16 protein-coding genes are annotated in these 17108 nt (G+C 58.1%); 13 read left to right on the top strand and 3 right to left on the bottom strand.

Annotation, left to right across the window (positions count from 1 at the left end; all coding sequences use genetic code 11):
* Nucleotides 1-4: 4 nt before the first annotated feature.
* Together CFBP5473_RS17340 and CFBP5473_RS17335 are read right to left on the bottom strand one after the other, a co-directional pair.
* Nucleotides 5-1147, bottom strand: coding sequence for a Gfo/Idh/MocA family protein (locus CFBP5473_RS17340; protein WP_027675013.1), 1143 nt, complete (start codon nt 1145-1147; stop codon nt 5-7).
* 248 nt (nt 1148-1395) lie between these two features.
* On the bottom strand, nt 1396-2100 hold the full coding sequence (locus CFBP5473_RS17335) for a TetR/AcrR family transcriptional regulator (protein ID WP_027675014.1): 705 nt from the start codon (nt 2098-2100) through the stop codon (nt 1396-1398).
* Between the two features lie 120 nt (nt 2101-2220).
* Between CFBP5473_RS17335 and CFBP5473_RS17330 the strand changes: the two genes are divergently transcribed.
* The 6 genes from CFBP5473_RS17330 to CFBP5473_RS17305 are packed head-to-tail and all read left to right on the top strand — an operon-like array spanning nt 2221 to nt 8529.
* Nucleotides 2221-3510 carry an ABC transporter substrate-binding protein gene (locus CFBP5473_RS17330; RefSeq protein ID WP_027675015.1) on the top strand — a complete coding sequence of 430 codons (1290 nt, stop codon included), beginning with the start codon at nt 2221-2223 and terminating at the stop codon, nt 3508-3510.
* Between the two features lie 6 nt (nt 3511-3516).
* Nucleotides 3517-4470 carry a carbohydrate ABC transporter permease gene (locus CFBP5473_RS17325; RefSeq protein WP_027675016.1) on the top strand — a complete coding sequence of 318 codons (954 nt, stop codon included), beginning with the start codon at nt 3517-3519 and terminating at the stop codon, nt 4468-4470.
* Nucleotides 4463-5338: a carbohydrate ABC transporter permease gene (locus CFBP5473_RS17320; protein WP_027675017.1), complete on the top strand. Its 876-nt coding sequence runs from the start codon at nt 4463-4465 to the stop codon at nt 5336-5338. Before CFBP5473_RS17325 ends, CFBP5473_RS17320 begins: the two co-directional genes overlap by 8 nt.
* 19 nt (nt 5339-5357) lie before the next feature.
* Nucleotides 5358-6371: a Gfo/Idh/MocA family protein gene (locus tag CFBP5473_RS17315; protein ID WP_027675018.1), complete on the top strand. Its 1014-nt coding sequence runs from the start codon at nt 5358-5360 to the stop codon at nt 6369-6371.
* Nucleotides 6364-7431 carry a Gfo/Idh/MocA family protein gene (locus CFBP5473_RS17310; RefSeq protein WP_027675019.1) on the top strand — a complete coding sequence of 356 codons (1068 nt, stop codon included), beginning with the start codon at nt 6364-6366 and terminating at the stop codon, nt 7429-7431. The genes CFBP5473_RS17315 and CFBP5473_RS17310 overlap by 8 nt, the downstream gene beginning before the upstream one ends.
* A 21-nt stretch (nt 7432-7452) precedes the next feature.
* Nucleotides 7453-8529: an ABC transporter ATP-binding protein gene (locus tag CFBP5473_RS17305; RefSeq protein ID WP_027675020.1), complete on the top strand. Its 1077-nt coding sequence runs from the start codon at nt 7453-7455 to the stop codon at nt 8527-8529.
* A 114-nt stretch (nt 8530-8643) separates the two neighbouring features.
* Here the strand turns inward: CFBP5473_RS17305 and CFBP5473_RS17300 are convergent, their stop codons facing one another.
* Complete coding sequence (locus CFBP5473_RS17300) at nt 8644-9453, bottom strand: class I SAM-dependent methyltransferase (protein WP_027675021.1); 810 nt, start codon at nt 9451-9453, stop codon at nt 8644-8646.
* Between the two features lie 108 nt (nt 9454-9561).
* Here CFBP5473_RS17300 and CFBP5473_RS17295 point away from each other — a divergent pair, with 108 nt between their 5' ends.
* The 7 genes from CFBP5473_RS17295 to CFBP5473_RS17265 all read left to right on the top strand — a co-directional run bounded on the left by CFBP5473_RS17295 (nt 9562) and on the right by CFBP5473_RS17265 (nt 17102).
* A complete protein-coding gene (locus CFBP5473_RS17295; protein ID WP_027675022.1) occupies nt 9562-10695 on the top strand; it encodes an ABC transporter substrate-binding protein in 1134 nt (377 codons plus the stop codon).
* Between the two features lie 152 nt (nt 10696-10847).
* A complete protein-coding gene (locus tag CFBP5473_RS17290) occupies nt 10848-11915 on the top strand; it encodes a FecCD family ABC transporter permease (protein ID WP_027675023.1) in 1068 nt (355 codons plus the stop codon).
* A complete protein-coding gene (locus CFBP5473_RS17285) occupies nt 11909-12661 on the top strand; it encodes an ABC transporter ATP-binding protein (RefSeq protein WP_027675024.1) in 753 nt (250 codons plus the stop codon). The genes CFBP5473_RS17290 and CFBP5473_RS17285 overlap by 7 nt, the downstream gene beginning before the upstream one ends.
* 225 nt (nt 12662-12886) lie before the next feature.
* On the top strand, nt 12887-14368 hold the full coding sequence (locus tag CFBP5473_RS17280; protein ID WP_027675025.1) for an NAD(P)-binding domain-containing protein: 1482 nt from the start codon (nt 12887-12889) through the stop codon (nt 14366-14368).
* A complete protein-coding gene (locus CFBP5473_RS17275; protein ID WP_027675026.1) occupies nt 14355-14999 on the top strand; it encodes a 2-hydroxychromene-2-carboxylate isomerase in 645 nt (214 codons plus the stop codon). Before CFBP5473_RS17280 ends, CFBP5473_RS17275 begins: the two co-directional genes overlap by 14 nt.
* Nucleotides 14996-15997 carry a dipeptidase gene (locus CFBP5473_RS17270; protein ID WP_027675027.1) on the top strand — a complete coding sequence of 334 codons (1002 nt, stop codon included), beginning with the start codon at nt 14996-14998 and terminating at the stop codon, nt 15995-15997. The genes CFBP5473_RS17275 and CFBP5473_RS17270 overlap by 4 nt, the downstream gene beginning before the upstream one ends.
* Before the next feature lie 22 nt (nt 15998-16019).
* Nucleotides 16020-17102 carry an ABC transporter substrate-binding protein gene (locus tag CFBP5473_RS17265; RefSeq protein ID WP_027675028.1) on the top strand — a complete coding sequence of 361 codons (1083 nt, stop codon included), beginning with the start codon at nt 16020-16022 and terminating at the stop codon, nt 17100-17102.
* The last annotated feature ends 6 nt before the right edge of the window (nt 17103-17108 follow it).

Here is a 17108-nt window from a genome sequence, read left to right as displayed (position 1 = left end):
CTCCTCAGGCAATGGCTGGAACGTCGAGCCAGCGGCGCTCCTTCCAGGACTGGATGCCGAGCTCTGCCAACTGAACGCCCTTTACGCCTTCCATCAGGCCGTAAGGCCATGGGTCGTTATCGACCAGATGGCGCACGAACATTTCCCACTGCGCCTTGAAGCCGTTGTCGTAAACGACGTTGTCCGGCACTTCCTGCCAAGTCTTATAGAAGTCGATTGTCTGCGGCTGGTCCGGGTTCCAGACAGGCTTAGGTGTGTTGGTGCGGTGCTGGGTATAGCATTTCGTCAGGCCCGCAACCGCGGAGCCATGGGTACCATCCACTTGGAACGTCACCAGATCGTCGCGGCGCACACGCACTGCCCAGGACGAGTTGATATGCGCAATCACACCGCCTTCAAGCTCGAAGGTGGCATAGGCCGCGTCGTCGGCATCGGCCACATAGGCATTGCCCTGCTCATCGAAGCGCTGCGGAATATGCGTGGCACCGAGGCAGCTGACAGATTTCACCTCCCCGAACAGATTGTCGAGCACATAACGCCAGTGGCACAGCATATCGAGAATAATGCCGCCGCCGTCTTTGTGCCGGTAGTTCCAGGAAGGCCGCTGCGCAGGCTGCCAGTCTCCCTCGAAAACCCAATAGCCAAACTCGCCGCGCACGGAGAGGATTTTACCGAAAAAGCCGCTGTCGCGCAGCATCGCCAGCTTTCTCAGGCCCGGAAGAAACAGCTTGTCCTGCACCACGCCGTGCTTGATGCCAGCGCTCTCCGCCAGCTTCGCCACCGCAATCGCCTCCTCCATCGTGTCGGCAATCGGCTTTTCGCAATAAACGTTCTTTCCGGCCTTGATCGCTTTGGTCAGCAGGCTGCCGCGCATCTGCGTTGTGCCCGCATCGAAGAAAAGCGTGTCCTCGGGGTTGGCAAGCGCTGCGTCGATATCCGTCGTCCAGCGCGAAACATTGTGCTTCTTCGCAATCGCCTCGATTTTTTCGCCGTTGCGGCCGACCAGAATCGGGTCGAGCATGACCTTTTCACCGCTTTTCAGCGTCACGCCGCCCTGATCGCGGATGGCCAGAACGGAGCGCACGAGGTGCTGGTTATATCCCATGCGGCCAGTGATGCCATGCATGATGACGCCAATACGTTTCATGAAAAATCCTCCCAATAGCGCCTATCTCCCGTGCAGGCGCTCTTCATGTCCGTCGGTCATTTGTAACCGTTTGGTTATTTGTGGTCGCGAAATCGCAATTCTGTCAAGGAGATTTTGAGCCAGAAAAGCATGGGGAATTTTTCGCTTATCTCGTACCGAGCGAAAGCCTTCGGCGCGCGACGTCGATTGCTTTCGCACTTGCGAATGCTCGAATGCTTGTTCTTGTTGATGAAATAGGAACGGGGTGCTTAAAGTGGCCGCAGTGCAGCAATCACCGTGTTGACGATGTGCTGGCCCCAGCGCTCAAGTTCAGCCGGTGCCGCAAGATCCCGCTGGAAGATGGTGGAGAGCGTGTAGCGGTTGGAGAGATAGAAAAATCCAAGCGACGCGATCGTCAGATAGACATCCACCGCATCGAGGTCCGCACGAAAATCCCCCGTCGTTTCGCCGCGTCGAAGCACGCCTTCCAGTTCCGAGATGAAGTTCGAGTGCATTTCCGGTATCGATTGAGATTGCCGCAAATATCTGGCTTGATTGAGGTTTTCGGTCGCCAGAATGCTCAGAAATTCCGGGTGATCGAGGAAATAGTGCCAAGTAAACAGCGCCAGTTCCCGCAGGCCTTCCACGGGCTGTTTGCGGGCAAGGTCCAGCCTGTGTTCCGCGTTTCTGATATGGCGATAGGCATCTTCCAGCACGGCCAGATAGAGCGCGTCCTTGTCTCCGAAGTAGTGATAGATCATCCGCTTGTTGGTGCCGGCGCGACGGGCCACCACGTCGATACGCGCACCGGCCAGCCCCTTGGCCGCCACCTCGCGGCGCGCAGCCTCAAGGATTGCGGCACGGGTGCGCTCCGGATTTCGTGACTGGACAGAGCTTCGCTTGCGTGTCGTCGTCGGCTTTTCTTCTGCCGCCGCGCCTGTGTCCACAGTCTCGTTCTTGCTTGTATCGTTCATCGCTAAAGGCCGCTTGACAATGGTGGCGATCAATGATCCCATGTAACCAATTAGTTATAAAACGGCAAGTGTCGTTTACCACCATCATCAATTTGGCATTCAATTAGGGAGGAGTTGCCAATGTCCGTGATGCTTCAAAGGCGTGCTGTGCTCACCGCGGGTCTGGCCGCTTTTTCACTCGCTACATTGGGGGGAGGCTCCGCATTCGCTCAGGCAGCACGGCTTCGCCTGCTGTGGTGGGGCTCTCAGGAGCGTGCTGACCGCACCAACAAGGCGCTTGCCGCTTATAAGCAGGTCAAGCCGGATATCGATATTGCTGGCGAGTTTGCCGGTTGGTCGGATTACTGGCCACGCCTTGCAACGCAGGTCGCCGGGCGCAACGCGCCGGATCTGATCCAGATGGATTATCGCTATATCTTCGAATATGCGCGACGCGGCGCGCTCGCCCCTCTCGATGAATATCTGGGCAAGTCGCTGAAGATCGATGATTTCGGTGCGCCGAACATCGATTCCGGTCGCGTCGACGGCAAGCTCTACGGCATCAATCTCGGCGTGAATTCGAGTGCCGTCTTCTACGATGCCGCCGCCTGGGAAAAGACCGGCGCCAAGGCTCCAGCCGCTGGCCAGACCTGGGAAGAGTTCGCCAAGAACGCGACCGAATTCGGCAAGAACAAATCCAAGCCCGGTTACTACGCCACGGCTGATGCCAGTGGTGTGGAGCCAAGCTTCGAAAACTGGCTGCGCCAGCAGAACAAGGCTCTCTTCAGCGAAGACGGTGCCTTGGGTTACACGGCCAAGGATGCGACCGACTGGTTCACCATGTGGCACGATATGCGTGAGGCGAAGGCCTGCGTTCCAGCCGATATTCAGGCACTCGACCAGCTCAACATCGAAAGCAACGCACTGACGACTGGCAAGGCCGCAACCGCTTTTGCCCACTCCAACCAGTTCGTGGGCTATCAGGCGGTCAACAAGGCCAAGCTGGCGATTACCTCCTATCCAAAGATATCGAAGGACTCACCATCCGGCCATTACCTGAAGCCATCCATGTTGATGAGCGTCTCCGGTGGCAGCGCCAATGTGGCTGCAGCGGTGGATTTCATCAACTTCCTCGTCGCCGTGCCCGAGGGTGTGGATATTCTAGGTGTTGAACGCGGCGTTCCGGCCTCGGAATCCATGCGTAACCAGCTAAGCCCGAAGCTGAACGATGTCAGCAAGGCCATGGTGGAATATATTGCCGAGGTCACGCCGGGCGTCGGTCCTCTGCCGCCTGCCCCGCCTCCGGGCGCCGGTGAGTTTGCCTTCGTGCTGAAGCGCACGGCGGAAGAAGTGGCCTTCGGTCGCATCAAGCCGGAGCAGGGCGGTGAACGTCTCGTCACCGAAGCTCAAACAGTCCTCAAGCGGAAGTAAAAGCCTATGGCTTTCCGCTCCGATACTCTTGCAGAAGAGAGCCGCGATGCGGCTCTCCCCAAACAGGGCGTGCTGCGCCGGGTTTTCGACCGGAACTTCCACGCCTACGTATTTCTGCTCCCGTGGCTGATCGGCTTTTTCGGCCTGACACTCGGCCCGGCGCTCGCCTCGCTCTATCTCTCCTTTACCAATTACGATCTCATTCAATCCCCCGACTGGGTCGGTGCGTCCAATTATGTGCGCATCGCCACGGCTGATCCGAAATTCGCGGCGGCCATGCAGGTCACCTTTACCTATGTGCTGCTGTCCGTGCCGCTGAAGCTCATCTTCGCGCTGATGGTGGCCATGATGTTCAATCGCGGCATGAAGGGCCTGACGCTTTACCGCGCCGTCTTCTACCTGCCGTCGCTGCTCGGATCGAGCGTTGCCATCGCCGTGTTGTGGCGCCAGCTTTTCGCCTCAGATGGCCTCGTCAACATGCTCCTGTGGCAGCTCTTCGGCTTCGAAGGCCCAAGCTGGATATCGAACCCGGATTACTCGATCTATACGCTGGTCATCCTGTCCGTCTGGCAGTTCGGTTCGCCCATGATCATCTTCCTCGCGGGCCTGCGCCAAATCCCTCAGGATATGTATGAAGCCGCCGAAATGGACGGCGCGGGCAAGATGCGTCAGTTCTTCCGCATCACACTGCCGCTTTTGACACCGGTCATCTTCTTCAATGCGGTGATCCAGACCATCGATGCCTTCAAGGCTTTCACGCCTGCCTTCATCATCTCCGAAGGCTCCGGCGGCCCGATCAATTCGACGCTGTTCTACACGCTCTATCTTTATCAGGAAGCCTTCGGTTTCTTCCGCATGGGGTACGCATCCGCTCTGGCCTGGATTCTCGTTATCATCATCTCGATCTTCACGGCCTTCTCGTTCCTGAGCGCGCGTTATTGGGTGCATTACGATGACTGACGCCGTTACCGCTCCCCGTCCGGGACAGGAGGTCCAGCGCCCTCTATGGAAATCCATCGCGCTGCACACTGTCCTCATCGCCGCATCCTTTGCGATGATGTATCCTATCCTCTGGATGATCTCGGGCTCGTTCCGCCCGCAGGATGAGCTTTTCGGCTCATCCTCGCTCATCCCGTCTGCCTTCGATTTCGGCGGCTATGTTCGCGGCTGGACCGGACTTCAGGTCTCGTTCGGCAAATTCTTCTGGAATTCCTTCTTCATCGCCATTCTGGCAACCATCGGCAACGTGGTCGGCTGTTCGCTTGCGGCCTTTGCCTTTGCCCGGCTTCGGTTCGGCGGGCGAAACTTCTGGTTCGCGCTGATGCTCGGCACGTTGATGCTGCCCTATCACGTCGTGCTCATCCCGCAATATATCCTGTTTCTGGAAATGGGCTGGGTGAACACCTCGCTGCCGCTGATCGTGCCGAAATATCTCGCGACCGACGCCTTCTTCATCTTCCTCATGGTGCAGTTCTTCCGCGGTATTCCGCGTGAACTCGATGAGGCGGCGGTGATGGATGGGTGCAGCCCGTTCCGCATCTACTGGAAGATCATGCTGCCGCTTTCCATGCCGGTTCTGGCAACGGCTGCCATCTTCTCATTCATCTGGACATGGGACGATTTCTTCGGTCCGCTGATCTACCTGAACGACATCAACACCTACACGGTGCAGCTAGGCCTTCGTTCCTTCGTGGACTCCACCGGCAGTTCCGATTGGACCTCGCTATTTGCCATGTCCAACCTCTCGCTGGTGCCGGTCTTCCTGTTCTTCCTCTTCTTCCAGCGTCTTCTCATCGAAGGCATCGCCACCACCGGCATGAAACGCTGAACCGCCCAAGGCACATGATATGAAACCCATTCGATTTGCGACTATCGGTATCAATCACGACCATATTTACGGTCAAACCAACTGCCTACTGAATGCAGGTGCGGAATTCGCCGGCTTCTACGCGGTGGAGGACGATCTATCCAAAGCCTATGGCGAAAAATTCTCCTCCGCCCCGCGTGTGGATGACAAGCGCCGCTTTCTGGAAGACGACAGCATCGATCTCATCGTCACGGCTGCAATACCCGGAGACCGCTCCGCCATCGCCATCGAGGCGATGCGTGCCGGAAAGGATGTCATGACCGACAAGCCGGGCATGATTACCCTTGAGCAGCTCGCCGAAGTCAAAAAGGTTCAGGCTGAAACCGGTCGTATCTATTCGATCATGTATTCGGAGCATTTCGAAACCCGCTCCACCGTCAAGGCGGGAGAGCTCGTCGCCGCTGGCGCGATTGGCAAGGTCGTCTCCACCGTGGGTCTCGGCCCGCACCGCCTGCGTGCGTCCACACGCGCTGACTGGTTCTTCAAGCGCGAGCGCTTCGGCGGCATCCTCACCGATATCGCTTCTCATCAATGCGAACAGTTTCTGTTCTTCACCGGCGCACAAGAAGCAACGGTCCGTTCGGCCACCGTCGCCAATCGCGCCCATCCCCAATGGCCCGGCCTGCAGGATAGCGGCGACATCAACCTATCGACAAAGGACGCCGATGGTTACATTCGCGTGGACTGGTTCACGCCGGATGGCCTGCCGACATGGGGCGACGGACGCCTGTTCATCACGGGCACGGAAGGCACGATAGAACTCCGCAAATATGTCGATGTTGCCGGGCGACCGGGCGGCGAGCACCTTTTCCTCACCGATAAAAAGGGCATGCAGCATATCGATTGCTCGAGCGTGGCGCTGCCCTACGGCCCGCAGTTGCTGGACGATATTCGCAACCGCACCGAAACGGCCATGCCGCAGGCGCGGTGCTTTGCGGCAATGGAACTGGCGTTGAACGCGCAGAAACTGGCAGAGAGCAAGCAAAATGGCTAAGCGTTACAGGGTTGGCATCATCGGTTGCGGCATCGGCAAGTCCCATCTCGAAGAGGGCTATGTGCCGCATGGCGACAAGTTCGAGGTCGCGGTTCTCTGCGATCTCAATGAAGAGCGTCTGAACGCCGTTGCGGATGAGTTCGGCATCAAAGGGCGTATCACGTCGTCGGATGAGCTGATGGCGATGGAGGATATCGACATCATCGATATCTGCACCCCGCCTGCCATTCACACCAAGCTCATTCTTCAGGCACTGGCCGCAGGCAAACACGTCGTCTGCGAAAAACCACTCACCGGTTCGCTCGCCGAAGTGGACGAGGTGATGGAAGCGGAGAAATCCGCCAAGGGCGTGCTGATGCCCATTTTCCAGTATCGTTACGGCGATGGCGTGGAGCGCGCGCGCCGCATCATCGAAAGCGGCATTGCCGGGAAGCCCTACGCAGGCACTGCCGAAACCTTCTGGAAGCGCGGCGCGGATTACTACGACAACCCATGGCGAGGACGCTGGGCAACGGAACTGGGCGGCGTTCTCATGACGCACGCCATTCACCTGCACGATATGCTGAACTATCTGATGGGCCCTACCGACCGCGTTTTTGCCCGTGCGACGACGCGGGTGAACGCCATCGAAGTGGAAGATTGCGTCTCTGCCAGCCTGTTGCTGAAAAGCGGCGCGGTGGTTTCCGCAACGGCTACGCTCGGCGCGCAGGAGGAGATCAGCAGGCTGCATCTGGCCTTCGAAAACGTCACCTTCGAGAGCAATCATTCAGCCTATTCGCCGGGTGATGGTCCGTGGCGCATTCTTCCCGCCAATGAAGAGATCGGCAGGCAGATCGATGAACTTCTAAAGGACATGCCGCCGATTGGCCGTCGCTTCAACGGGCAGATGGAAGCCTTCTACCACGCGCTGGAAAAAGGCGAGAAGCCGCCCGTGACCAGTGCGGATGCGCACCGCTCTTTGGAATTGCTGGCAGCGATCTACCATTCCAACGATACGAATTCGGATGTTGCCCTTCCCATTACGAAGGGTCATCCAAAATACATGACCTGGCGGCCTTAAGCGCGGGACGGGAGGAACAGCATGGCAAGCAGCATTACCCTGGAAAATATCGTCAAGCGCTATGGAGCCCTGCCGGTCATTCACGGCATCGATTTACAGATCGAACCCGGCGAATTCACGGTCTTCGTCGGCCCTTCCGGCTGCGGTAAATCCACGCTTTTGCGGATGATTGCGGGTCTGGAAGAAATCTCCGGCGGTGAGCTCAGGATCGATGGCACGCGCGTCAACGATACCGCCGCCTCCAAGCGCGGCATCGCCATGGTGTTCCAGTCCTACGCGCTCTACCCGCATATGAGCGTCTACAAGAACCTCGCTTTCGGTCTGGAAACCGCCGGTTACAAGAAACCGGAAATCGAAGAGCGCGTTCAAAAGGCGGCGGATATCCTGCAGATCGGCCCGCTTTTGCAACGCAAGCCGAAAGCCCTTTCGGGCGGTCAGCGCCAGCGCGTGGCCATCGGTCGCGCAATCGTCCGCGAACCGAAAATCTTCCTGTTCGATGAGCCCCTGTCGAACCTCGACGCCGAGTTGCGCGTGCAGATGCGCGTCGAAATCGCCAAGCTGCATCAGACGCTGGGCAGCACGATGATCTATGTCACTCACGATCAGGTGGAAGCCATGACCATGGCCGACAAGATCGTCGTCTTGAGAGACGGTCGCATCATGCAGGTGGGGCGCCCGCTCGATCTCTACAACAACCCCGCCAACCAGTTCGTGGCGGGTTTCATCGGCTCACCCAAGATGAACTTCCTTCAGGCCAGCCTCTCAGCCTCGGACAGTTCCCGCCGAACGATAGACGTCGCCGGACGCCAGATCGTCCTAGACCGTCCGCTGGATGCGAAGAGCGGTGAAAAACTCACCTTCGGCATCCGCCCGGAACACATTCAACCCCAGTCCCAATCCGCCAACCTCGGCGAAGGCACCATCCAACTGGTCGAACACCTCGGCGGCTCAACCGTCATCTATACTAGCACCAGCGATGGTCAGCCTGTGACGGTGCTGCTCGAAGGGCAAAAGCCGCTACGCATCGGCGAAACAGTCCCACTCGCGTTCGATCTCGCCAATGCCCATGTATTCGGGGAGGATGGACGGCGGGTTTGAGGGGGGCGGATACAGGCAGCAATTCAAATTTAGAGCAAGCTTCATCACGCCTATGCTAAGCAAACTCAGCGTAGGAATAGAGCACACCGCTCGGCAAGAGAGGCGAGTGGTATCTCACCCAGCCTTGCGCGCACAGATCGCGTAACGGTGCTGTATCCCCCGCGCTGCTGCCTTGAGGAAATTCCAGTTTTTTGCCTGGCTTTTGTGAACCTCGCGCAGATCGGTATCGATGGTGACGTCTTCGAAGCCGACTTCGCGCAGAAGTGCCGCCACGGCATCGGCGCGGGCGCCGTTTGAGAAATAGACGCGGGAGAGGATGCTGTTATGCGTTGCCATCATTTCGGCAGGCGCATGCAGCGGATCGGCCTTCAATAGGCCGCGTTTCTGCAGCCAGTTGGCAAGGTCCTTCAACAGCTTTTCGGTGAAGCTGACATTGACGAAGTCGCCGTCGACGATCAGTAGCCTGCCGCCTGGTTTGAGAACGCGCTGCCACTCTATGAAAGCGGCTTTCGGATCGACCAAAGTCCAGACCAGATGGCGGTTGATCACCGCGTCATAGGTGTCATCCGGCTCCATGGTGTTTTCCGCGTCGCCCATGCGGAACGTGATAGTGCGGTTGCGGCTTTTTGCCTTGGCCTTGGCGCGTTCCAGCATCGGTTCGGCCCAGTCGAGACCGGTCACGCGGAAGCCGAGGTCGTCCATCAGGTGAGACACGACGCCGGTGCCGCTTGCAAGATCGAGCGCCTGTCTACCCTCGCCCTTGCCCAGATGCTTCAGCACCAGCCGGTGCCAGGCGGCGCGCTCCTCCTCCGAGAAGATTTCGTGGCCGGGCGAAAGATCAAAGGTTGCCGCGCGGGCAGACCAATAGGCCTTGATCTCGTCTTTCAGCCCGAAGTTGCTTCCAAAACTATTTGCACTTTCCATGCCGACCAACCTCGCAACTGTAGTTGAGAATGTCTCTAAAAGATAAAACTTGACGAACGCAATCATAAAATCTTAAAGCGCCCGAAGTTTTGTTGGAGAACTATTTCAATGCGCATTACAGGCAAATCCGCCGTTCTTGCAATGGGCCTTCTGGTATCCACCGTTTGGCCTGCTTTTGCAGAAAAAGTTACGGTCAAAGACGTCACGGGACGTGATGTCGAGGTCAACGTGCCTGTGAAGCACGTCATTCTGGGCGAAGGCCGCCAGATCTATTTTCTGGCCGCGCTGGACAAGAGCAATCCGTTCGAGCACGTCGTCGGCTGGCGCGATGATCTGCCGAAGGCAGACCCTGAATCCTATCAGGCCTATCTGGCGAAGTACCCGGATATCGCCAAGCTGCCGACCTTCGGCGGCATGAAGGACGGCACATTCGATATCGAACAGGCCGTTGCCCTGAAGCCCGATGTCATTCTGATGAACATCGATGCCAGGACCGCGACCGAAGAAGCCGGTTACATCGAAAAGCTGGGCAAGGTCGGCATTCCGCTGGTCTATGTCGACTTCCGTGAAAAGCCGATGGAAAACACCGAGCCGAGCATGCGCCTGATGGGCAAGCTGATGGGCAAGGAAACCGTCGCGGAAGACTTCATCAAGTTCCGCTCCGACAGCATCAAGCGCGTAACGGACGTTCTCGCCAAGGAAAATCCGAAGAAGCCGGTCGTGTTCGTTGAGCGTGCAGGCGGCTACTCCGACGATTGCTGCATGTCCTTCGGCAATGAGAACTTCGGCAAGATGGTCGAGATCGCCGGTGGCATCAACATGGCGAAGGATATCATTCCGGGCACTTTCGGCACCGTCAATCCTGAGCAGGTCATCGCCTCCAACCCGGATCAGATCATCATTACGGGCGGCAAGTGGGACGCTTACGTTCCCGGCGGCAAGTGGGTCGGCGTTGGCTATGGCGCGGACCTGAAGGAAGCACGCCGCAAGCTGGAAGACCTAACGAAGCGCCCCGCCTTCACCGGCGTCAAGGCTGTTCAGGATGGCAACGTCCATGCCATCTGGCACCAGTTCTACAACAACCCGTACCAGTTCGTCGCCATTCAGGAAATTGCCAAGTGGCTGCATCCTGATCTCTTCAAGGATCTCGATCCTGAAGCAACCTTCAAGGAACTGCACGCCCGCTTCCTGCCTCTGGATTACAAGCCCGGCTACTTCGTCTCCCTGAAGGACGACAAGTAAGAAGAGCGGCCTGAAAGCGCTGTGAAAACAAGAGGCGGAGCCGTGATCGCGGCTTCGCCAAACGCATTGAGGATCGGCGAATGAGCCGATGGTTCCTATCCGTCAGCGAGAAGCCGATATTGCGTAGCAATCAAAAAAAGGTTCGAAACCAAATGGTATCCTTAGCGGAAACACAGGTCGAGACGACAGCGGGGCATCAGTACCGCGCCCTTGCAGGCCGCCGTATCATGATCCTGATCGGGCTGGTGCTGGCGCTCTGCATCAGCGTTGCCACGGACATGGCGCTTGGCCCGGCGCGTTATACGCTTTCCGAAGTGATCAGCGCGATCTTCGATCCCGCAGCCGTCGCCAATCAGCTGCGCGTGGTCATCTGGGATATCCGCATGCCGATTGCGCTGATGGCCGTCACGGTCGGTGCTTCGCTTTCGGTGGCAGGCGCGCAGATGCAGACCATCCTTTCCAACCCGCTTGCCAGCCCTTTTACGCTGGGCATTTCTGCCGCGGCAAGCTTCGGTGCGGCGCTGGCCTTGGTCGGTGGCATTGCCATTTTTCCGGGTGCGGTCGAATATATGGTGCCGATCAACGCCTTCCTGATGGCAATGCTGGCGGCGCTCTTCATCCATTACGCCTCCACGATGCGCGCCGTGTCGGTCGAGACGATCGTTCTGCTCGGCATCGCACTGGTCTTCACCTTCAATGCCGCACTTTCGCTTCTCGAATATCTTGCATCCGAACAGGCGCTTGCCGCCGTGGTGTTCTGGACCATGGGAAGCCTGACCAAGGCCACCTGGGCAAAGGTCTATATAACGGCAGCCATACTCGTTCTGACTGTTCCGCTTTTCATGAAGAATGCATGGGCTCTGACCGCGCTTCGCCTTGGCGATGACAAGGCCGCCAGCATGGGTGTCAATGTACGTCGCCTGCGCCTTCAGACGATGCTGACGGTAAGCCTGCTGGCCGCAATTCCGGTGTCCTTCGTCGGCACCATCGGCTTCGTCGGTCTCGTCGGCCCGCATATTGCGCGCATGGTGGTGGGCGAAGACCAGCGTTTCTTTCTGCCCGGCTCGATCATCTGCGGCGCGCTTCTGCTGTCCGTCACGTCCGTCGTCAGCAAGATGCTGATCCCCGGTGCCGTTCTGCCTATCGGCGTCATCACGGCACTGGTCGGCGTTCCGTTCTTCTTCGTGCTGATCTTTTCCAACAGGAGACGCGCATGGTAGCCTTGGCTCTTCAGGATGTCGGCGCGAAATATGGCCGCACAACCGTCCTTTCCAATGTCAGCATGGATATGCTGCAAGCCGGAAGCGTAACCGCCGTCATCGGCCCAAACGCCGCTGGCAAATCCACCCTGTTCAAGCGCATCGCGGGGCTGATTTCCGGCCCCGGCGTGGTGACGCTGTCGCAAACGGAACAAGGCCCGAAAACCATCTGCTATATGCCGCAGGATACGGGCGCGAATGCTGTGCTGACGGTCTATGAATCGATCCTGCTCTCTGCCAAACAGGGCAGCGGCTGGAAAGTTCATGACGATGAGCTTGCCGATATCGATGCGATTTTGAAGGCGTTGAACATCGACAATCTGGCCTTTCGCGGCCTTGGTGAGCTATCGGGCGGTCAGCGCCAGCTTGTCTCGCTGGCGCAGGCGCTGGTGCGCAAGCCGGAAGTTCTGCTGATGGACGAACCGACATCGGCGCTCGATCTCCACCGACAGGTTGAAGTGCTGGACTTCATCTCCGCCCTTGCACGCCGCGAAGGCATGATCGTTCTGATCGCTCTGCACGACCTGAACCATGCTCTGCGCTACTGCGAAAACACAATCGTCATTGCCGGTGGGGAGATGGCCGTCAGCGGCGCGACCGGGGATGTGATCACGCCCGACATGCTGCGCGATATCTACCGGGTGGATGCCCGAATAGAGACCTGTTCGCGAGGACAGCCCTTCGTCCTTGTGGACGGGACAGCTTGAAGATCAAAGGCGGCTCACCAGCCGCCTTTTTAGTTTTGCGGCATAATGCTCACAGAAATTCATGAGGCGATTTTCGCCACCACATAACCGAGGTATAATTATCTAATCTGACCACAAATTGCGCAAATATTTTGCTGTCCTATTTTTTCGGCGAGATTTATTTACATTCCTAAATCGCCATCATACGATGCTGATAATTCAAAATTAGAATAATGAGGGTTCAAGGTGGAAAACCTTGATGCGCAGCGTCCGCACTCACTCCGGGAGCTGGAGGATCGTCTCCGGCTCGACCTTCTTTGGCTGAACCAGCCTGTGAAGACGTGGACACCTGCGCTGGAAAAGGATGGCCAGCCTGTTCTCGATGTTGCCGTGATCGGCGCTGGCCTCTGTGGCTTGGTGACGCTGGCTGCCCTGAAAAAAGTCGGCATCGAAAACGCCCGTGCGTTTGACCGCGCCCCTGCTGGTCTGGAAGGACCATGGGTAACCTTTGCCCGCATGGAAACGCTGCGCACCCGCAAGGAAGCGGCTGGCCCGGCGCTGGGCATTCCTTCGTTGACATTCCGGGCGTGGTTCGAGGCTCAGCACGGCGCGCAGGCCTATTCCGAGATGGGCTTGATACCACGCACAATGTGGATGGAGTATCTGGTCTGGTACCGAAAGGTGCTGGCGCTGAATGTGGTGAACGATACGGCGCTTGAACAGATCAATCTTCGCGACGATGGATTGCTGTCTCTCTCGCTCCGCTCCGGCGGAAAGGCCGACACAATACTGGCGCGCAGGGTCGTGCTGGCGACGGGTCTCGATGGCCTCGGCGCGCCGACCATGCCGGATGTCGCAGCGCGCGCACCGCAAAAATTCATCCGCCACGGCGCAGATGCCATCGATATGGCAGCGCTGAAAGGCAAGCGAGTTTCGGTCGTAGGCGCTGGAGCGTCTGCCATGGACAATGCAGCGGCGGCGCTGGAAGCGGGTGCTGCGCGCGTCGATATTTTCGTGCGGCGGGCCGATATTCCCCGCATCGACAAATTTACCGGCGTCGGCAGCCAGGGCATGACGCAGGGCTATCTCGGCCTGCCGGATGAGGACAAGTGGGTCTACATGGTGGCCGGGGAGCGGGCGCAGATACCGCCACCGCGCCACAGTGTGCTGCGCGTATCCAGACACCCCAACGCATTCTTCCATCTCGGTAGCCCGATCAATGATCTGGCCGTTACGGGCGATGCGGTTGAAGTGGTCACGCCGAAAGGTCGATATCTTACGGACCTGGTGATCTTCACGACCGGCTTCTCCGTCGATTTCCATAAGCGACCGGAATTTGCCGACATCGCCGACAAGATTTTGCTGTGGCGAGATGCCTACACGCCGCCGCCGGAGTGGCAGCATGCGGCCATGGGCTCTATGCCCTATCTCGGACCGGGTTTCGAGTTTAGGGCGAAGCCCGATCTGGACGAGGCAACGAAAAGCGTCATCTCGCACATCCACTGTTTTGCCTATCCGGCGGTACCGACGCACGGGAAAATTACCAGCGGCATTCCCTCTATCAGCGATGGTGCGGTGCGCCTTACAACGGGCATCGCCCGGTCGCTGTTCGTGGAAGACCGCGCCTATCACCTTGATCGCTTCATGAACTTCGATACGCCGGAATTGTTTGGCGACGAGTGGAGCGACGCAGACGCTTTCGAGGAGGCAAGCCGTGCCAAAGGCTGACAATCTCACACTGCAAATCTTCTATGGCATCTCCTCTCCATGGGCCTATTTCGGAGCGCGAAGGGCGGCTGCCATTGCGCAGGAAAACGGCGTATCGCTGAAGCTGCGACCCATCAGGATCATCGAGGCAAATGGCGGCATTCCGCTTCGCCAACGCCCCGATGCGAGGCAGGCCTATCATGAGGTGGAGTTGCGCCGCTGGCGGGAATATCTGGGAATTCCGCTGAACCTCAAGCCGACATTTTACCCATGCCGAACGATTGAACTGGCCGCGCAAGCGGTGATCGCCCTTCAAAAGGCGGGTTACGATGCGCCCGCTTTTTCCTTTGCGGTTCAGCGGGCGCTGTGGGCGGAGAACCGCGATATCGCCGATATCGACACACTCAAGGAAATCGCCAAGATTACTGTGGGAGACGCGGCGGCAAAACTTGTCGTTGAAGACCAACCCGCTAATATCATCGAAGAGTGGCATGGCAACCTTGCAGAAGCGGAAGGGCGAGGCATCTTCGGAACCCCGACTTACGTCATTGGTAAGGAGCTTTTCTGGGGTCAGGACCGACTGGATTTCGTGGGCCGGGCGCTGAAAGCAGCCAAGGAAAAATGCGAGAGCATGAAGGAGACTGCCGCATGAGCGATGCTCAGAAACTGCACGAAGATGCGATTATCGTTGACGGTTTGCAGACCTGCCAGTGGAGCCGCGAGATTTTCGAAGAAATGCGCGCTGGCGGACTGACTGCAGTCAACGTGTCTTCGCTGCTGTGGGAAAACTTCCGCGAAGGCATTGCCTATGTTTCCGAATGGAAGCGTTTTCTGCGTGAAAACGATGACATTTTGCGCCCGGTGCGCAGTGTGGCAGACATTCACGCCGCCAAGGCGGAAGGCAAGACCGGCATCATCATCGGCTGGCAAAACACCTCTCCGCTGGAAGACAAGCTGGATTACGTCGAGATTTTCAAGGATCTCGGCGTCGGCATCATGCAGCTGACCTACAACACGCAGAACTATTCCGGCGCCGGATATCTGGAAGAAGTGGATAGCGGGTTGACGGGCTTCGGCAAGGAAGTGCTGGCCGAGATGAACCGCGTCGGCGTTCTCTGCGATCTCAGCCATGTGGGCGACAAGACGTCTGCCGATGTCATTGCGCACTCCAAATCGCCGGTCTGTATTTCCCACATCCTGCCGCGCGCGCTTCGGGATGTGAAGCGCAACAAGCCGGATGAGCTGTTTACGGCCTGCGCGGAAAAAGGCGGCCTCATCGGCGTCAGCCTGTTCGCGCCGGGTCTCGCCGCAGGCAATGATGCGACTGTCGAGGATTATCTTGATGCGATGGCCTATATCATTGATCTCGTCGGTGAAGACCATGTCGGCATCGGCACCGATTTCTCGCTGGATCGCCCCCGCCCCGGCCCATGGCTGCTTTGGGCCAACAAGGACAAGGGCACGGCCCGCAAGCTGACGGAATTCGGCAACGTCAAGATCAACAAGCCGAAGGGCATAGAGCGGATGACCGACATGCCGAACCTGACCGCTCGCATGCTGGCGCGCGGCTGGAGTGAAGAATTGGTGCAGAAACTGCTGGGCAAGAACTGGCTGCGCGTGCTGGATGCGGCCTGGACGCCAACGACCTGAAAAGCAAAAACGGAGAGAGGAAATGATGACTGAGATGCAAAAGAGAATTTCCAAGACGTTCCTCCGTGCAGGAACGCTGGCCGCAGTTTTCGCCGCCATGATCGGCACCGCATCCGCGCAGGATGCGTCCACCAAGGGTACCGTCAACATCGTCGGCTTCTCCGGCGTGTTTGCTGATAACTACCAGAAATTCATCATCAGCGCCTTCAAGGAGAAATATCCGGGCATCGAGGTGAATTATCAGCAGAGCAAGAACTCGGCGGAAACGCTGGCACTTCTAACGCTTCAGCGCGCGGACCCGAAGGTCGACGTTGCCCTGATCGACGTTTCCGTCGGTATCAAGGCGGGCAAGGAAGGCATCTTTACCAAGCTAGATCCGGCCAAGGTGCCGAATGTTGCGCAGGCGCCGGATTGGGCGCGCATCGAGGGCGACAAGGCGATTGCGTTTTCGCAGGACAATCTTGCCATTCTCTACAACACCGATGCAGTGAAGGAACCGCCGACCAGCTGGAACGATCTGACCGACCCGAAATACAAGGGCAAGATCGCAGCGAAACTCGGTGATACGCGTGGCGTCATTCTTCTGCCGATTCTCGATAAGTTGCAGGGCGCGGATTATAAGCAGACCGTCGATCCGGCAATCGAGAAGCTGAAGGAAATCGCGCCGAATGTCTCCACCTGGGAACCGGCACCGGATTGCTACGCCGTGGTACAGAGCGGCGAAGTGGATCTTTCCATCTGCTGGAACGGTCGTGCGCAATATCTGCACGATACGCAGGGCGGCAAGATTGGCGTTGCGGCACCGAAGGAAGGTTCCATCGGCCAGACCAACACGATCGGTCTTGTGGAGGGCTCCAAGAATGCGGAAGCAGCGCAGCTTTTCGTCAATTATGCGCTGAGCGCCGAAGCCCAGTCGACCTTTGCCGAGAAGAGCTTCTACGGCCCGGTCAACACCAAGGTCAGCCTGCCGGATGCCGTTGCGGCACGCATTTATGGCTCCAAGGAAGCGCAGGCTGCGCAAATGTCGCTCGACTGGAATTTCGTGGCGGAGAAATATTCCAACTGGATCCAGCGTATCAACCGCGAAGTCATCGCTCTCAACTGATCGCAG

This window comes from Agrobacterium larrymoorei (assembly GCF_005145045.1).
GTDB classification, from domain to species: domain Bacteria; phylum Pseudomonadota; class Alphaproteobacteria; order Rhizobiales; family Rhizobiaceae; genus Agrobacterium; species Agrobacterium larrymoorei.
Note: the sequence above shows the minus strand (reverse complement) of the source record. Positions and strands in the feature narration are given on the sequence as shown.

Coding starts and splice junctions, on each gene's coding strand:
- CFBP5473_RS17340 (WP_027675013.1), bottom strand. CDS start 1,147: ATGAAACGTATTGGCGTCATCATGCATGGCATCACTGGCCGCATGGGA.
- CFBP5473_RS17335 (WP_027675014.1), bottom strand. CDS start 2,100: ATGAACGATACAAGCAAGAACGAGACTGTGGACACAGGCGCGGCGGCA.
- CFBP5473_RS17330 (WP_027675015.1), top strand. CDS start 2,221: ATGTCCGTGATGCTTCAAAGGCGTGCTGTGCTCACCGCGGGTCTGGCC.
- CFBP5473_RS17325 (WP_027675016.1), top strand. CDS start 3,517: ATGGCTTTCCGCTCCGATACTCTTGCAGAAGAGAGCCGCGATGCGGCT.
- CFBP5473_RS17320 (WP_027675017.1), top strand. CDS start 4,463: ATGACTGACGCCGTTACCGCTCCCCGTCCGGGACAGGAGGTCCAGCGC.
- CFBP5473_RS17315 (WP_027675018.1), top strand. CDS start 5,358: ATGAAACCCATTCGATTTGCGACTATCGGTATCAATCACGACCATATT.
- CFBP5473_RS17310 (WP_027675019.1), top strand. CDS start 6,364: ATGGCTAAGCGTTACAGGGTTGGCATCATCGGTTGCGGCATCGGCAAG.
- CFBP5473_RS17305 (WP_027675020.1), top strand. CDS start 7,453: ATGGCAAGCAGCATTACCCTGGAAAATATCGTCAAGCGCTATGGAGCC.
- CFBP5473_RS17300 (WP_027675021.1), bottom strand. CDS start 9,453: ATGGAAAGTGCAAATAGTTTTGGAAGCAACTTCGGGCTGAAAGACGAG.
- CFBP5473_RS17295 (WP_027675022.1), top strand. CDS start 9,562: ATGCGCATTACAGGCAAATCCGCCGTTCTTGCAATGGGCCTTCTGGTA.
- CFBP5473_RS17290 (WP_027675023.1), top strand. CDS start 10,848: ATGGTATCCTTAGCGGAAACACAGGTCGAGACGACAGCGGGGCATCAG.
- CFBP5473_RS17285 (WP_027675024.1), top strand. CDS start 11,909: ATGGTAGCCTTGGCTCTTCAGGATGTCGGCGCGAAATATGGCCGCACA.
- CFBP5473_RS17270 (WP_027675027.1), top strand. CDS start 14,996: ATGAGCGATGCTCAGAAACTGCACGAAGATGCGATTATCGTTGACGGT.
- CFBP5473_RS17265 (WP_027675028.1), top strand. CDS start 16,020: ATGATGACTGAGATGCAAAAGAGAATTTCCAAGACGTTCCTCCGTGCA.